Origin of the sequence: Acidovorax sp. 99 (assembly GCF_003096455.1) — a bacterium.
Taxonomy (GTDB): domain Bacteria; phylum Pseudomonadota; class Gammaproteobacteria; order Burkholderiales; family Burkholderiaceae_C; genus Acidovorax; species Acidovorax delafieldii.
In genome coordinates this window covers 4,556,935-4,570,572 of the sequence record NZ_QEKU01000001.1, presented here as the reverse complement: position 1 = coordinate 4,570,572, position 13,638 = coordinate 4,556,935, and the positions used below count along the sequence as shown (strand labels likewise).

The window sequence follows — 13,638 nt, the reverse complement described above, 5'->3', positions numbered from 1 at the left end:
TGCGCTGATAGCTATTGAATATGTAGCAAATCATGGCTGTGCGGCGAGCGCACCACGCCGAATCGGCAGGGATCATGGGAGACAATCGGCGCCCACCCTTGCCGACCTGGCGCGCTTTTTTCCGTGAACTCTCCTGTCTTCACCTCGCTGATCCCCGTCATCCTGTTCATCGCCATTGGCTTTTATGTGGGGCGGCGTGGCTGGATTCGTCCCGAATCCGTCAAGGACCTGGCCAACCTCGTGTTCATGGTGCTCACGCCCGCGCTGCTGTTTCGCACCATGAGCACGGTGCACCTGGAAGACCTCAACTTCGGCCCCGTGGGCATCTACTTTGTGGCGTTTGGTGTGGTCTACGCGGCCACGCTGGCAGTGCAGGGCTTCAACACGCTGGGCGCCGCGCGGGCGCTGGCCAACACCTTCAGCAACACGCTGATGATCGGCGTGCCGCTGGTGGGCCTGGTGTTTGGCGAGGCAGGGCTGGTCACGCTGTTCACGCTGATCTCGGTGCACTCGCTCATCCTGCTGACTGCAGCCACGGTGGTGTTCGAGCTGGCGGCCGCGCGCGAACATGCCGGGCGCCCGGGCGGGGTGCAGCAGCCGATGTGGCGCACCGTGCTGCAGGCCATCCGCAACGGCATCGTGCACCCCGTGCCGCTGCCCATCATTGCGGGCCTGCTGTTTGCGCAGACCGGGCTGGTGGTGCCCGAGGTGGTGGGCAAGCCCCTGCAGCTGCTGGGCCAGGCGCTGGGGCCGATTGCGCTGCTGCTGGTGGGGGTGACGCTGGCATTCACCAAGGTCGGCCACCAGTTCAAGGCCGCGCTGCGCATTGCGCTGGTGAAATGTGTGGTGCACCCGCTGGTGCTGGCCAGCATGGGCTGGGCGCTGGGCCTGTCGGGCATGCCGCTGGCCGTGATGATCGTGGCGGCATCGCTGCCCGTGGGGGCCAACGTTTTCTTGTTCTCCCAGCGCTACCGCGTGGCAGAAGAAGAGGTGACCGCCAGCGTGGCGGTGTCTACCGCGCTGGGGCTGGTGACGATGCCAGTGGTGATTGTTGCGGTCACCCGCTGGGTCGCGGGCTGAGCCAGCGGCCCAGGGCTCAGGTTCAGGTCAGGGCGCCAGCCGCTCCCGCACCCATTCACCCGCGTCCAGCCGGTAGCGCAGCCGGTCATGCAGACGGCTCTTGCGCCCCTGCCAGAACTCCCACTGGTCGGGCTTGAGGCGGTAGCCGCCCCAGTGCGGCGGGCGGGGCGGTTTCAGCATGAATTGCGCACCGTACTTGGCCGCGTTGGCCACCAGCACACCCCGGCCTGAAATGACCTGGCTTTGGGGGCTGGCCCAGGCGCCGATGCGGGAGTCGAGCGGGCGGCTGTGGAAGTATTCGTCGCTTTCTTCGTCGCTGACCTTCTCCACCACGCCTTCGATGCGCACTACACGCTCCAACTCCACCCAGTGGAACTGCAGGGCGGCATAAGGGTTACCGGCAATCTGGCGGCCCTTGCGGCTGTCGTAGTTGGTAAACCAGACGATGCCGCGCTCGTCATAGCCCTTGATGAGCACGATGCGGGTGCTGGGTCGCAGGTCGCTGCCCACGGTGGCCAGGGTCATGGCGTTGGGCTCGGGCACTTCGGCACTGATGGCTTCCTTGAGCCACTGGTCAAACTGCTGCAGGGGGGCGGCGTGCGAGGCGTCTTCGTTGAGTTCGGCGCGCTCGTAGCTCTTGCGGAGGTCGGCGATGGAGTTCGTGGTCATGGCCACGATTGTGCATCCCTCGTACCATGGCGCTTTGCGCTAGGGCAGGGTGCCGTAGTCATGCGCGCGGGCTTTGGCAGTAGTCGAATCTGCGTTCGCTTATATTCCTGGTTCCGATGAAACCCAAAGACGACGAAAAACAGCGCGCCATTGCCCAGGCCACCTTTGAACTGGTGGCCCAGCGGGGCCTGAGCGGCCTGACCCTGGCCGACATCGCCCGGGCAGCGGGCGTGGCCACAAGCACGCTGTACGTGTACTACCCGTCCAAGGACGAACTGATCAGCCAGCTGTACCAGGATGCCAAGACCGTGACGGCCGCGCGCATCATGGACGGGATAGAACCTGGCATGCCCTATCGCGCAAGGGTGCGCCGCGCCTGGGGCAACCTGCTGCGCCATCGGCTGGACCAATACGCCGAGGTGGTGTTCCAGGAGCAGTACTACAACTCGCCCTGGTTCACCCAGGGCAACCGCGAATTTTCGACCCGGCTGATGGCGGGCTTTTTTGCGCTGATGGAAGAAGGCCAGCAGCAGGAGATCCTCAAGGCCGTGCCCATTCCGCTGCTCACGGCCAGCCTGGTGGGCTCGGTGCGGGAGACCGGCAACCTGATCCGCACCCAGGTGCTGCCCGATGACGAGGCTGTGCACCAAATGGCGTTTGGCCTGTGCTGGGACGCCATCAAGGCGTAAATCGTGCCGCTGCAGAAACTCGAATTATGCGGTTTAATCGAATAGTTATTCTCTTAAAACAACAAAGCGGCTTGATGTCTGCCCGCGCCGCCCTACCGATTGCGCTGTGCTTTTGAGCGCTGACCTTCATCCCAAGGAGTCCCACGATGCCCACCCTCAATATCAACGGCAAAGACACGGCCGTGGATGCCGACGAATCCACCCCCATCCTCTGGGCCCTGCGCGATACGCTGGGCATGACCGGCACCAAGTTTGGCTGCGGCCAGGCGCTGTGCGGTGCGTGCACCGTGCACCTGAACGGCGCGCCGGTGCGGTCCTGCATCACGCCCATCTCGGCGGCGGCAGGCCAGAAGATCACCACCATTGAAGCCATTGCCGCCGACGACAAGGTGGGCAAGGCCGTTCACGCCGCCTGGGTCAAGCACGACGTGGCCCAGTGCGGCTACTGCCAGAGCGGCCAGATCATGAGCGCCACCGCGCTGCTCAAGGGCAAGAAGAAGCCCTCCGACGCCGACATCGACGCTGCCATGGCCGGCAACGTGTGCCGCTGCGGCACCTACGTGCGCATCCGCGCCGCCATCCACGACGCTGCCAAGACCCTGGCCTGATTGAAGGAGATCACCATGCACTTCGAACCCCATGCCCTGCAGGGCCAGGCACAGCATTTCATGCCAAAACACCTCCAAGCGCTAGTGGATAAAGCGCAAGGCGCTATCAATTCGGAAGCGTTGAATGCGTCGGATGGCGTGGCGCGCCGCACCTTCCTCAAGGTGTCTGCGGCCTCGGGCTTTGCGCTGGGCGCGTTTCCGCTGGTGTCTGCTGCGCAGGGCACGGCGGCTGCGGCGCCTGCGGGCCTCAAGCCGCACGAACAGCCCTCGGCCTTTGTGCGCATTGATGCCGATGGCACCGTCACCGTCACCATCAACCGGCTGGACTTCGGCCAGGGCGTGCAGACCGGCCTGCCCATGATCCTGGCCGAGGAGCTGGATGCCGACTGGAGCAAGGTGCGCAGCGTGCACGGCGACGCCAACCCGGCCTATGCCGACCCTGCGTTCGGCATGCACCTCACGGGCGGCTCCAACTCCATCAAGAACTCGTATACCCAGTACCGCGAGCTGGGCGCGCGCACCCGCGCCATGCTGGTCGGGGCCGCTGCGGCGCAGTGGGGAGTGGACGCGTCGGCCCTGCGCACCAGCAACGGCTTTGTGGTCGGCCCCGGCGGCAAGAAACTGGGCTACGGCCAGTTGGCCGAAGCCGCCATGAAGCAGCCCGTGCCCGAAAAGGTCACCTTGAAGGACCCCAAACAGTTCCGCCTGATCGGCAAGCCCACCGGGCGCCTGGATGCCAAGGCCAAGTCGAGCGGCCAGCAGGACTACGGCATTGACGTACGCCTGCCGGGCATGCTGACGGCCGTGGTGGCCCGCCCACCCGTGTTTGGCGGCAAGGTGAAGTCGCTGGACGACAGCGCCGCCAAGGCCATCAAGGGCGTGAAGGCCGTGCTGCGCGTGCCCACCGACCGGGGCGGCGAGGGCATTGCGATCGTGGCCGACGGCTACTGGCCCGCCAAGCAAGGGCGCGACGCCCTCAAGGTGGAATGGGACACCAGCGCAGTCACCAAGCCCGACACCACCGCGCTGCTGGCGCAGTACCGCGAACTGGCTGCCAAGCCGGGCAACGTGGCTATGCAGGCCGACATGGCACCGCTGGCGGGCGCACCCCACAAGATCAGTGCCGAGTTCGTCTTCCCGTACCTGGCGCACGCGCCCATGGAGCCGCTGAACTGCACCGTGAAGCTGGACGGGGACAAGGCGGAGCTGTGGATGGGCACCCAGATGCCCGGCCTGGACGCGATGGCCGCCGCCAAGACGCTGGGCCTGCAGCCGCAGAACGTCAAGGTCCACACCCAGATGGCCGGTGGCGGCTTTGGCCGCCGCGCCATCCCCACCAGCGACTACGTGGTGGAGGCCTGCGGCGTGGCCAAGGCGGCCCACACCGCCGGCATCACCGCGCCAGTGCGCACGCTGTGGAGCCGCGAAGACGACATCAAGGGCGGCTACTACCGCCCCATGCACGTGCACCGCGCCGAGATCGGCTTTGACGCCAAGGGCAAGATCCTGGCGTGGGACCACACCATCGTCGGCCAGTCCATCACCAAGGGCTCGCCGTTCGAGGCCTTCATGATCAAGAACGGCATTGACGCCACGGCCATCGAGGGCATGAAAGAGCCGTACGACGTGCCCATGAAGCTGTCGGTGCACCACCCGGATGTGAACGTGCCGGTGCTGTGGTGGCGCAGCGTGGGTTCCACCCACACGGCCTACGCCATGGAGACCCTGATCGACGAAGTGGCCCGCACCACCAAGCAGGACCCCGTGGCCTACCGCCTGGCCCTGATGGGCGACAAGCACCCGCGCCACAAGGCGGCGCTGCAGCTGGCCGTCGCCCAGTCGGGCTACGGCAAGAATAAGCTGGCCACTGGCCGTGCCTGGGGCGTGGCGGTGCACGAGTCGTTCGAGTCGGTGGTGGCGTATGTGGTCGAGGCCTCCGTCAAAGACGGCACGCCCAAGCTGCACAGCATCACCGCCGGCGTGCATTGCAACCTGGTGGTCAACCCCAAAAGCGTGGAAGCCCAGGTACAAGGCGCCGCGCTGATGGGCCTGGGCACCTGCCTGCCCGGCGCAGCCATCACGCTCAAGGACGGTGTGGTGGAGCAGAGCAACTTCGGCGACTACGCCGTGCCCCGCATCACCGACATGCCGCAGGTGACCGTGCACATCGTGCCCAGCGCCGATCCACCGAAGGGCATGGGCGAACCTGGCCTGCCACCGCTGGCACCGGCGTTTGCCAATGCCATCGCGCAGATCACAGGCAAGACGCCACGCGAGCTGCCGTTCAAGCTGGCTTGATAAAGCTTGTTGGAATGAGAGCGCCGGGTTTGGGAGAGCCCGGCGCTTTTTTTATGCCCCATCCATCTGCTTCAGTTCAGTGTCCACCATCGCATTGCTCTGGCTGTGTTTTGGCGCGCAGCTTTCGGCCTACTTCAAGCGGCAGAGAAATGACTGCAATGCACCCGATACCATCATTGAATGGGGCGTTGGAGACAACCAGAATCAAACGGCCATCTGCCTCCGATGCGGCGTTGATGCACTAGTTGGTTTCAATGGTCCGCCCGATGACGTGTGGTTGAGAACTACTTGTACGCGCGCATTCGGCGAGGATTGAGCTTCAGCTTTGGGCCCATACAGTCATCTCCCGACGCGCACTTTGTAAGTGAGAATGAGGAATGACCGATAGCAATCTCCCAGAACGGCCTTTGTATGAAGCCGCATGTCATTGCGGTACTGTGCGGTTTTCATTGCGTTTAAGAGATGGCCTGAGAACAGCCCGTAGATGCAACTGCTCCTACTGTCGGATGCGAGGGGCAGTAGCGGTATCGGCCGACCTAGACGATATTCAGGTCACACATGGCAATGAAGCACTCACGCTGTACACGTTTAATACGGGAGAGGCCAAGCACTATTTCTGCTCAAGGTGCGGTATTTACACCTTCCACCAGCGTCGCTCATCGCCAGACCAATACGGAGTCAATGTGGCCTGCATCGAAGGGATGAGTCCTTTTGACTTCGCGGAAGTGCCAGTCAACGAAGGCAGAACACATCCGAAAGATCGAATTGGAGGAGGCTCTGCGATTGCAGGATGGCTTAGATACGAAGCCAACCCCGAATCCCGCGAGAGAGCCTCTGGGTAGCAAGTTCTACGTCCGGTTCTGGCCGATAGTACTCATTCGTTTACCGTCACTGAATGACTGCAACACAGCCATAGCGGTTTCCCATCTCTCTCAACACCTTTGTAATCCGGAAAATGAAGACGCTTCAATTGCCGTGCTTGGAAAGCATGCAAATCGGGGCAGGACCCGTGGCCAATTCTGCTTTTAGATTGCGGAGATTGTTTTGACAATCATCGCCTGTTGTGCGCGGTCGCCTATGGTGGGTGTTGCGCCATGTGCTTGGTGGCGTTCAATACTTTAGGTCCACCCCCAGATCGCCCAGCTTTTTCGCAAAAGAGTCCCTGCGTTTTGCCGCCTTTGCCGCTGTTTCGGTGGCGGCTTGAATGGCCTTGGGGCCTTTATTGGCAGCCGCTTTGATCAGCCCGAACTTGTGGGCGGCATCTGCCTCGGCCCGCTTGAATGTGGCAATCAGTTCTGCATGCGCAACGGGGGGGTTCATAGTGGCTCCTTTATCGATCAGCGCCGTCACGCTTAAATTTGGACGCTGGCGCGAAGCAAGGCCGTTTTCAATTCGCGCGTGGCCGCTTTGGAAATATCCACCTTTTGCACCGCCAGATCGAACGAAGAGCCGGGCTTGATGCTGGTGGGCAGTATCTTTTTGGCTGGAAGCTTGGCAGGGTAGGTGCCTTTACCCGGACACATGCGAACGGAAAACCCGAATTCTTCGAGCAGGCCTTTTGCATACAGCTCCGCCAATTGGTGAAACGATACGAAGGTGGAGCGTTTCACATCTTTGAGTCCGGGCTGGCTGACGTCGCGGACGAGCTCGAATTTGCCCAGTGAATCGCGCTGTGTATCGGTAAAAGGATGCAGCAAGAAAGTCTGACGAACGCCATCCTTTTTGGACACCAAAGTGTGCTCGACGGCAATATCGATTAACAGCATATTTTTTTATCTCCGCGAGTTGCAGTTTGCTTGGCCGAATCAGCTGGGGATCCTCTGCATGAATCGAGCGGTAAGTGTGCGCTGTGGATCGGGATAGGCTGCAAGGTGCAAAGCGCAGCACTAGCCGTAGCTATTGCGAGCATTTGCAACGCGGCAGACCGCACGAGTCCGCAGATGCGCACGGCGCGGTGATTTGTTCAGAGGATCCCTGGTGCCACCCAAAGTCGCAGATTTTGTTTTCAAACCCAGTCACCGGGGTGCAAGAAGCGGCCAAAAATCGCCCGCGGGGCAAGGACTTTAACTGAAGGGCCACCCATGGCAGTTCCAGAGTGCGCGGCAAACGGAACAGTTCGGGTCAAAAACTGCCCGCCAATGGTGGTCGAGTGAAAGTTCGAAATCAGCCTGAGGCCGTCCGTGGCGCTGCAGACCAACCCTATTGAAAGAAAAGTGCCATTAGCGCTTTACAGGTAAGCGCTGACAGCTATCAATATTGAAGTGATCGACAGGGGAGCGTCGGCGGCGCTGCCATCACTTCATTTCAAACTGGGCTGATTGCACTTTGCTCCCCAGCTTGATCAGGCACCCGCAGGGAAGCGTGCGCCGCAGTCCTCTACGGTGCTCGGCGGTCCATGAGATGCTCTGGCCCCAGCGCTGCGCAGGAGGTGGCGCCCAGCATTGCCAAGTTGCGGTCCACCTCGGCGCGCAATAGATCGATGGCCGCTGTAACGCCTGCCTCGCCGTCCACTGCTGCTGCGTAGTTGAAGGGCCGCCCCACAAACACTGCCTGCGCGCCCAGCGCCAGGGCCTTGATCACGTCGGTGCCCCGGCGGATGCCGCCGTCCAACATCACTGTCATGCCGCTGCCAGCCTGCTCGGCAATGGCGGGCAGCACTCGCAGCGGGGCCACGGCGCCATCGAGCTGGCGACCGCCGTGGTTGCTGACGATGATGCCGTCCACCCCGTGCTGGCGGGCGAGGGCGGCATCCTGCGGGCTGAGGATGCCCTTGACGACCAGCGGGCCGCGCCACTGGCGGCGGATGTGGGCGATGTGGCTCCAGTCAAAGTGGTCACGCGCGGCAAAGTCGCGCTGTACACGTGAGGACAGGATGGGCGCGCCGCGCTCAGCAAACGAGTTTTCAAAATGCGGCATGCCGTGGTGTGCCAGCGTGCGCAGCAGTGTGCCTGCCAGCCAGCGTGGGCGCACCAGGCCGTCCCACGCCAGGCGAAGGCTGGGGCGCAGCGGGGTGGAGAAGCCCGCGCGGATGTTGTTCTCGCGGTTTCCCGCCACGGGGATGTCCACCGTCACCACCAGCGTCTGTACGCCCGCCGCAATCACGCGCCACAGCAAGGCGTCGATGCGTTCGGGGGTGCCGGGCAGGTAGGCCTGGAACCAGGTGCCGGGGGCGGCGGCCATCACTTCTTCCAGACGGATGAGCGAGCTGCCGCTTTGCACAGCCGGGATGCCCGCCGCTGCCGCCGCACGGGCCAAAACGATGTCGCCCCGGTAGGCCGACAGCGCCGCTATGCCCATGGGCGCGATGCCGAAGGGGCTGGCATAGCGCTGGCCGAACAGGGTCACGCCCTGGTCGCGTTGGGCCACGTTGCGGAGCACGCGGGGGACGAGGGCGATCTCTCGGAACGCCTGGCGGTTGTCGTCCAGGGCCAGGTTGTCTTCCCCCGCCCCGGCCACGTAGCCAAAGATAGGGCGGGGTAGCACGCGACGGGCAGCGGCTTCAAAGTCGTCCAGCGACAGCAGATGGGACGTGCGGCCACTGCGATGCGTTCCGTTGAAGGCACTCCAGGCATTGGTGGCGGGCTGTTGGGGCGCGGTGGAGGGGGTGGACATGGCGTGGTTCCAGACAACGGTAAACGGGGGGGCTGGAAAGCAGTGTCCTGAAACCGTAATAATCAAGAAAGCGAATTTATTGCTAATGATTTGTTCGCCAAGTTGAAAATACATTCACGACATGACCCTTAAGCAGCTCGAAGCCTTCTACTGGGCCGCCACCTGCAGCAGCTTTGCCATGGCGGCGGAGCGGGTGCACCTGTCGGTGTCCTCCCTGTCCAAGCGGATCGCCGAACTGGAGGCATCGCTGGGTCAGGTGCTCTTTGACCGCGCCGGGCACCGCGCGGCTTTGACGGAGTCGGGCACGCGACTGCTGCCCCTGGCGGGCGCATTGCTGCAGCAGGCAGACCGTTTGCAGCAGGACATGGGTAGCACCACCGGCCTGCGCGGCCCCTGCCGCCTGGGGGTGGGCGAGCTGACGGCGATCACCTGGCTGCCGCGCCTGGTGGAAGCCCTGGCGGCGGCGCACCCGGCCCTGGAGGTGTCGGTGCACGTGGATGTGGGCGCTGCCCTGGCAGAGCGGTTGGACAAGGGCGAGCTGGATGTGGCCGTGATCGCCGGCCCCGCCAGCCGCAGCGCTCTGACATCAGTGCCGCTGGCGCATGCGCGCTTTGCCTGGTGCGCTGGCCCGGGCGTGGCGCACGGCCTGCACGAGATGGATGCCGAGGCCGTGCAGTCGTACCCGCTGGTGACCCTGCCGCAGGGCTCGGGGGTGACCCACCTCATCGACGACTGGCTGCGACAGGCCGATGCACGCCCCGCGCGCCGACTGATGTGCAACCACTGGGGCGCCATCGTGGGCTTGCTGGCACAGGGCAGCGGCATTGGCCTGCTGCCCGAGGGCTGGGCGCAAGCCCTGCACGCCAGGGATGTGTTGCAGGTGTTGCCCAGCCCTGTGCCGCTGGGGTCGCTCGGCTATGCGTTGCACAGTCGGCGTGATGACCTGCGGCCGCTGGTGAGCATGCTGCACGGGCTGGCAGCGCAGCATGCGGATTTCACGGTGGCGAGTGGCGCGTTCTGAAGACTGCTGGCCCGGCATCGCAGCACTAGAATCGCGCCCGCTGCACGCCACAGTTGATGGCCCAGCAACCTGTTCAAGCGGAACCCCATGCTCGTATCGCCTTTGCTCCCCGTCGTTCTGGTGCTGGCCTCGGGCCGGGGAGAGCGTTTTGCTGCGTCCGGCGGTGCGGTGCACAAGCTGCGCGCGCCCCTGGGAGCAAAGACCGTGCTGGAACACACCCTCGATGCCGTGCGCGCCAGCGGCCTGCCCTGGCACCTGGAAGATGCAGGCCACCCCGGCATGGGGGATTCGATCGCCGCAGCTGTGCGCGCCACGGCCCAGGCGCCCGGTTGGCTGGTGTTGCCGGGGGATTTGCCGCTGATCCGTCCCGACACCTTGCGCACCATCGCCGCCGCGCTGGCGGACCCGGACTGCGCCGTGGTCATGCCGGTGTACCAGGGCGAGCGCGGTCACCCTGTGGGGTTTTCGGCCGCATGCTTGTCCAGCTTGCGGGCGCTGACTGGCGAGCAGGGCGCCGCTAGCGTGGTGCGCGCGCAGGCGCAGCAGGGCAGGGTACGGCAGGTGGAGGTGGATGACGAAGGCACGGTGACCGACATAGACACCGTGCAAGACCTGGAACGCGCCGCGCAGTTGCTGGCAGCGCGCGGGTAGCAGCGGCGAAGGCCGCTTCCGCTTTATTTGGAAGCAATCACCGCGCAAGCCAGGCGCGGACCTGCGTTACCGGTGGGTTGGGTCTTGTAGTCGTCGGGGTCGCGGTGAACGATCAGGCCCTTGCCGACGATGTCTGTGGTGGGGCCGCCCACGCTGATGGACCGCGACACAAAGCTGAATGCGGCGACGCCGTATTTGTCGGCCTTGAGGCTGGGCAGATCACCGGTGTGGTGTTCTCCCGCGCCGTGGGATCCGTGCGGTTTGGCCGTGGGGTTGAAATGTCCGCCGGTGCTCATGCCGTCGGCGCTGGAGCAGTCGCCCTTTTCATGCACATGAAAGCCGTGTTCTGCGTCAGGTTTGAGTCCACGAATTTCACCCGACACCTGCACACCATCGCCGGTCTGTACAAACGTCACCGTACCAGTGGCTGTGTTGCCCCGGGTGGGCTCCAGCTTGGCGGTAGCGCGGTTGCCAGACAGGTGGGAGGCACAGCCCGCCAGCGCCACAACAGCCAGGGAAGACAGGGCAAAAGCAAAACGAATATTCATGACTCAAACTCCTCGGTGCGAATGAATGAACGCGGGATTGAACCCGATACAAAGGCGCAGTCTCGCAAGCCACCACGCGAGAGTCCAGAAAAATGTGCACTATGCCTCTTTTTGGGCCAACGCGATCAACCGAGCCAAAGCCCTGTCGTGGATGCCGTGCTTGCGCAACTCGTCGTAGGTGGCCTGGGCGTAGTCGCGGGTGGTGCCGTAGCGTCCACAGGCCTGCTCGAAAATGCGGCAGTATTCGTAGTCTGGCAGCTCGCCCGTGTGGTTGGGACTTTTGCGCGACAGGGTAAAGGCCAGCGCCCGCACCGGGCCATGGGGCGTGTGGCACACCAGCCAGCGCGGGTCGTAGACAGCGGTGACCATCTCGCGTTGCCACAGGTTGATCATCACCTGCTGCGCATGCACCTTGTCCACGCGAAACACCATGCCCCGGCAGCTTCCGCCCGACAGCATGCCGAACACCAGTCCCGGGCACTCGGGCGTGCCGCGGTTGATACGGCTCCACATCTTGAGCGCCCTGTGCCAGCCGTGGACCTTGGCCGGGCGCCGCTCGGCATAGTCAAAATCCGGCCGCCAGATGAGCGACCCATAGCCGAAAATCCACAGGTCCTGATGGCCACCCCATTCTTGGAGGGCACGCTCCAGCATCGGCGCCGGGTCTCGCAGTGGGGCTGGCAGATTCGTCATGCCTTCACTCTACAATCGAATGCTTTGCTGCAAGCGGCCGGTGCCTTGTTTTCGCAACGCCTGCATTGGCCGTCCAACCACTTTATTCATCACTACAGGGATCTTCCATGTCCAGCTCTGACGACGATAGCCAACAACGTTTTGCCCTCGGTTTTCTGTTTGCACTGATTGCGTTGGTGATCTCCGTGGTGGTGGGCACCGTGGTGGTCAAGCGTCTGGGCGCCAAAGCACCGGTCCGGCCTGCTGCCGTTGCGGGCAGCAACACGCCCGCAGCACCCGCCGTAGCCGTGGAAGAAGACGTGGCCAGCGTGCGCGTTGAAAACGGCGTGGTGAAGTTCTACTTTGCCACCGCCAAGGCCGAACTGGCCGCGGGTGCCAACGAAGCCCTGGCCGACGTGGTCAAGGGTGTGGCTGAAGGCAAGAAGGTCGTCATTTCCGGCTTCCACGATGCCACGGGCGACGCTGCACTGAATGCAGAACTGGCCAAGCAGCGCGCAGTGGCCGTGGCCGAAGCGCTCAAGGCCCTGGGCGTGGCCGAAGACAAGGTGGAGCTGAAGAAGCCAGAAGAAACCACCGCGACCGGCAGCAACGCCGAAGCCCGCCGCGTGGAAGTGACGCTGGGCGCCCTGTAAGCGCCGCCTGCTTCTCCAACAAAAAACCCGGCGCTGCCGGGTTTTTTGGGCCAAATGGCCGCATGCGCTAGTGGAATATGCGCCAGCAGCTATCTATTTGATAGTAAATATCACCGCAGACCCTGGCCGCCTGCGCCTTCGGCGCGCTGGATCAACTCGATCTTGTAGCCATCGGGGTCGGTCACAAACGCGATCACCGTGGTGCCGCCCTTGACCGGACCTGCTTCGCGCGTCACGTTGCCGCCCGAGGCCTTGATCTTTTCGCACGCGGCATACGCATCGGGCACGCCCAACGCGATGTGGCCGTAGGCCGTGCCCATGTCGTAGCTTTCCACGCCCCAGTTGTAGGTCAACTCGATCTCGGCCTGGCCGGGGTTGCCGCCCTCGAAGCCCAGAAAGGCCAGCGAGTATTTGTACTCGGGGTTCTCGGACTGGCGCAGCAGTTGCATACCCAGCACCTGGGTGTAGAAATCAATCGAGCGTTGAAGGTTGCCAACGCGCAGCATCGTGTGGAGGAATTTCATCCCTTCGATTGTGCAGGCAGATCGAAAACCAGGCAGGTGGTGGTGGCGTGGGCATACAGCGTGCCGTCCGGCCCCACCAGGCGCGCCTCGGCCGTGGCCAGCTGGCGCCCACTGTGGATCACCCGGCCCTCGGCGCGCACGCGCTGTACCTTGGGCGTGATGGCCTTGACCAAGTTGATGCCCAGCTCGGCCGTGGTGTAGCCGCGCCCGGGCTCCATGCGCGTGTGGATGGAGCAGCCCAGGGCGGAGTCGAGCAAGGTGGCAAACCAGCCGCCATGCACCGTGCCCATGGGGTTCAGGTGCTCTGCGCGGGGTGTGCCCTGGAAGATGGCCGTACCTTCTCCCACTTCGACGATCAGGAAGTCCAGCGTCTTGGCAATGGCAGCGTAGGGCAGTTCGCCGCGCAGCATGGCCTGCATCTGCTGCAGGCCGTTCAGGTGGGCGATCTGCTCGCGGCGGGCCACGCCCGGGCCGGGGCCTGCATCCAGCGTGGCCAGGATGTCGCGCTCCTGTGCCAGCCAGTGTTCAAGGTGGTTGTGCTGTGTCATGGGGTGTCCCGGTTGGTGGCGTGGTTGAAATGCATGAGTTGCATATGCAATTATTGCAGATACAA

General features: G+C 63.7%; 16 protein-coding genes. 8 read left to right on the top strand and 8 right to left on the bottom strand.

Annotated features, from left to right (window positions below; translation table 11 throughout):
• Nucleotides 1-123: 123 nt before the first annotated feature.
• Nucleotides 124-1,080 carry an AEC family transporter gene (locus C8C95_RS21020; protein ID WP_116749867.1) on the top strand — a complete coding sequence of 319 codons (957 nt, stop codon included), beginning with the start codon at nucleotides 124-126 and terminating at the stop codon, nucleotides 1,078-1,080.
• Nucleotides 1,081-1,107: 27 nt separating this feature from the next.
• Here C8C95_RS21020 and pdxH read toward each other — a convergent pair whose 3' ends face one another.
• The gene (gene pdxH, locus C8C95_RS21015) at nucleotides 1,108-1,749 is read right to left on the bottom strand and encodes a pyridoxamine 5'-phosphate oxidase (protein WP_116749866.1); all 642 of its coding nucleotides are present in this window, start codon (nucleotides 1,747-1,749) and stop codon (nucleotides 1,108-1,110) included.
• A gap of 116 nt (nucleotides 1,750-1,865) precedes the next feature.
• Between pdxH and C8C95_RS21010 the strand changes: the two genes are divergently transcribed.
• The 4 genes from C8C95_RS21010 (at nucleotide 1,866) to C8C95_RS20995 (ending at nucleotide 6,186) form a co-directional block, all read left to right on the top strand.
• A complete protein-coding gene (locus tag C8C95_RS21010) occupies nucleotides 1,866-2,438 on the top strand; it encodes a TetR/AcrR family transcriptional regulator (RefSeq protein ID WP_015014099.1) in 573 nt (190 codons plus the stop codon).
• A gap of 146 nt (nucleotides 2,439-2,584) precedes the next feature.
• Nucleotides 2,585-3,046 carry a (2Fe-2S)-binding protein gene (locus C8C95_RS21005; protein WP_056744839.1) on the top strand — a complete coding sequence of 154 codons (462 nt, stop codon included), beginning with the start codon at nucleotides 2,585-2,587 and terminating at the stop codon, nucleotides 3,044-3,046.
• 15 nt (nucleotides 3,047-3,061) lie between these two features.
• Nucleotides 3,062-5,344, top strand: coding sequence for a xanthine dehydrogenase family protein molybdopterin-binding subunit (locus C8C95_RS21000; RefSeq protein ID WP_116750394.1), 2,283 nt, complete (start codon nucleotides 3,062-3,064; stop codon nucleotides 5,342-5,344).
• 377 nt (nucleotides 5,345-5,721) lie between these two features.
• Complete coding sequence (locus C8C95_RS20995; protein ID WP_116749865.1) at nucleotides 5,722-6,186, top strand: GFA family protein; 465 nt, start codon at nucleotides 5,722-5,724, stop codon at nucleotides 6,184-6,186.
• A 268-nt stretch (nucleotides 6,187-6,454) separates the two neighbouring features.
• On the opposite strand, the gene C8C95_RS20990 is transcribed toward C8C95_RS20995, so the two are convergent.
• The 3 genes from C8C95_RS20990 to C8C95_RS20980 all read right to left on the bottom strand — a co-directional run bounded on the left by C8C95_RS20990 (nucleotide 6,455) and on the right by C8C95_RS20980 (nucleotide 8,956).
• On the bottom strand, nucleotides 6,455-6,664 hold the full coding sequence (locus tag C8C95_RS20990) for a hypothetical protein (RefSeq protein WP_116749864.1): 210 nt from the start codon (nucleotides 6,662-6,664) through the stop codon (nucleotides 6,455-6,457).
• Nucleotides 6,665-6,696: 32 nt separating this feature from the next.
• Complete coding sequence (locus C8C95_RS20985) at nucleotides 6,697-7,110, bottom strand: hypothetical protein (RefSeq protein ID WP_116749863.1); 414 nt, start codon at nucleotides 7,108-7,110, stop codon at nucleotides 6,697-6,699.
• Between the two features lie 610 nt (nucleotides 7,111-7,720).
• Nucleotides 7,721-8,956 (bottom strand): alpha-hydroxy acid oxidase, encoded by a 1,236-nt coding sequence (locus tag C8C95_RS20980; RefSeq protein WP_116749862.1) that lies wholly within the window; start codon nucleotides 8,954-8,956, stop codon nucleotides 7,721-7,723.
• A 121-nt stretch (nucleotides 8,957-9,077) separates the two neighbouring features.
• Between C8C95_RS20980 and C8C95_RS20975 the strand changes: the two genes are divergently transcribed.
• Nucleotides 9,078-9,977 (top strand): LysR family transcriptional regulator, encoded by a 900-nt coding sequence (locus C8C95_RS20975; RefSeq protein ID WP_116749861.1) that lies wholly within the window; start codon nucleotides 9,078-9,080, stop codon nucleotides 9,975-9,977.
• An 87-nt stretch (nucleotides 9,978-10,064) separates the two neighbouring features.
• A complete protein-coding gene (locus tag C8C95_RS20970) occupies nucleotides 10,065-10,628 on the top strand; it encodes a nucleotidyltransferase family protein (RefSeq protein WP_116749860.1) in 564 nt (187 codons plus the stop codon).
• Nucleotides 10,629-10,651: 23 nt separating this feature from the next.
• Here the strand turns inward: C8C95_RS20970 and C8C95_RS20965 are convergent, their stop codons facing one another.
• Together C8C95_RS20965 and C8C95_RS20960 are read right to left on the bottom strand one after the other, a co-directional pair.
• Complete coding sequence (locus C8C95_RS20965) at nucleotides 10,652-11,176, bottom strand: superoxide dismutase family protein (protein ID WP_116749859.1); 525 nt, start codon at nucleotides 11,174-11,176, stop codon at nucleotides 10,652-10,654.
• Between the two features lie 99 nt (nucleotides 11,177-11,275).
• Nucleotides 11,276-11,869, bottom strand: coding sequence for a gamma-glutamylcyclotransferase (locus tag C8C95_RS20960; protein WP_116749858.1), 594 nt, complete (start codon nucleotides 11,867-11,869; stop codon nucleotides 11,276-11,278).
• Nucleotides 11,870-11,976: 107 nt separating this feature from the next.
• Here C8C95_RS20960 and C8C95_RS20955 point away from each other — a divergent pair, with 107 nt between their 5' ends.
• On the top strand, nucleotides 11,977-12,501 hold the full coding sequence (locus C8C95_RS20955; RefSeq protein ID WP_116749857.1) for an OmpA family protein: 525 nt from the start codon (nucleotides 11,977-11,979) through the stop codon (nucleotides 12,499-12,501).
• 110 nt (nucleotides 12,502-12,611) lie between these two features.
• Here the strand turns inward: C8C95_RS20955 and gloA are convergent, their stop codons facing one another.
• Entirely contained in the window at nucleotides 12,612-13,025 is a 414-nt protein-coding gene (gene gloA / locus C8C95_RS20950; protein WP_056062770.1) for a lactoylglutathione lyase, read from the bottom strand.
• Nucleotides 13,022-13,573, bottom strand: coding sequence for a PaaI family thioesterase (locus C8C95_RS20945; RefSeq protein WP_099730268.1), 552 nt, complete (start codon nucleotides 13,571-13,573; stop codon nucleotides 13,022-13,024). Before C8C95_RS20945 ends, gloA begins: the two co-directional genes overlap by 4 nt.
• Nucleotides 13,574-13,638 lie beyond the last annotated feature (65 nt).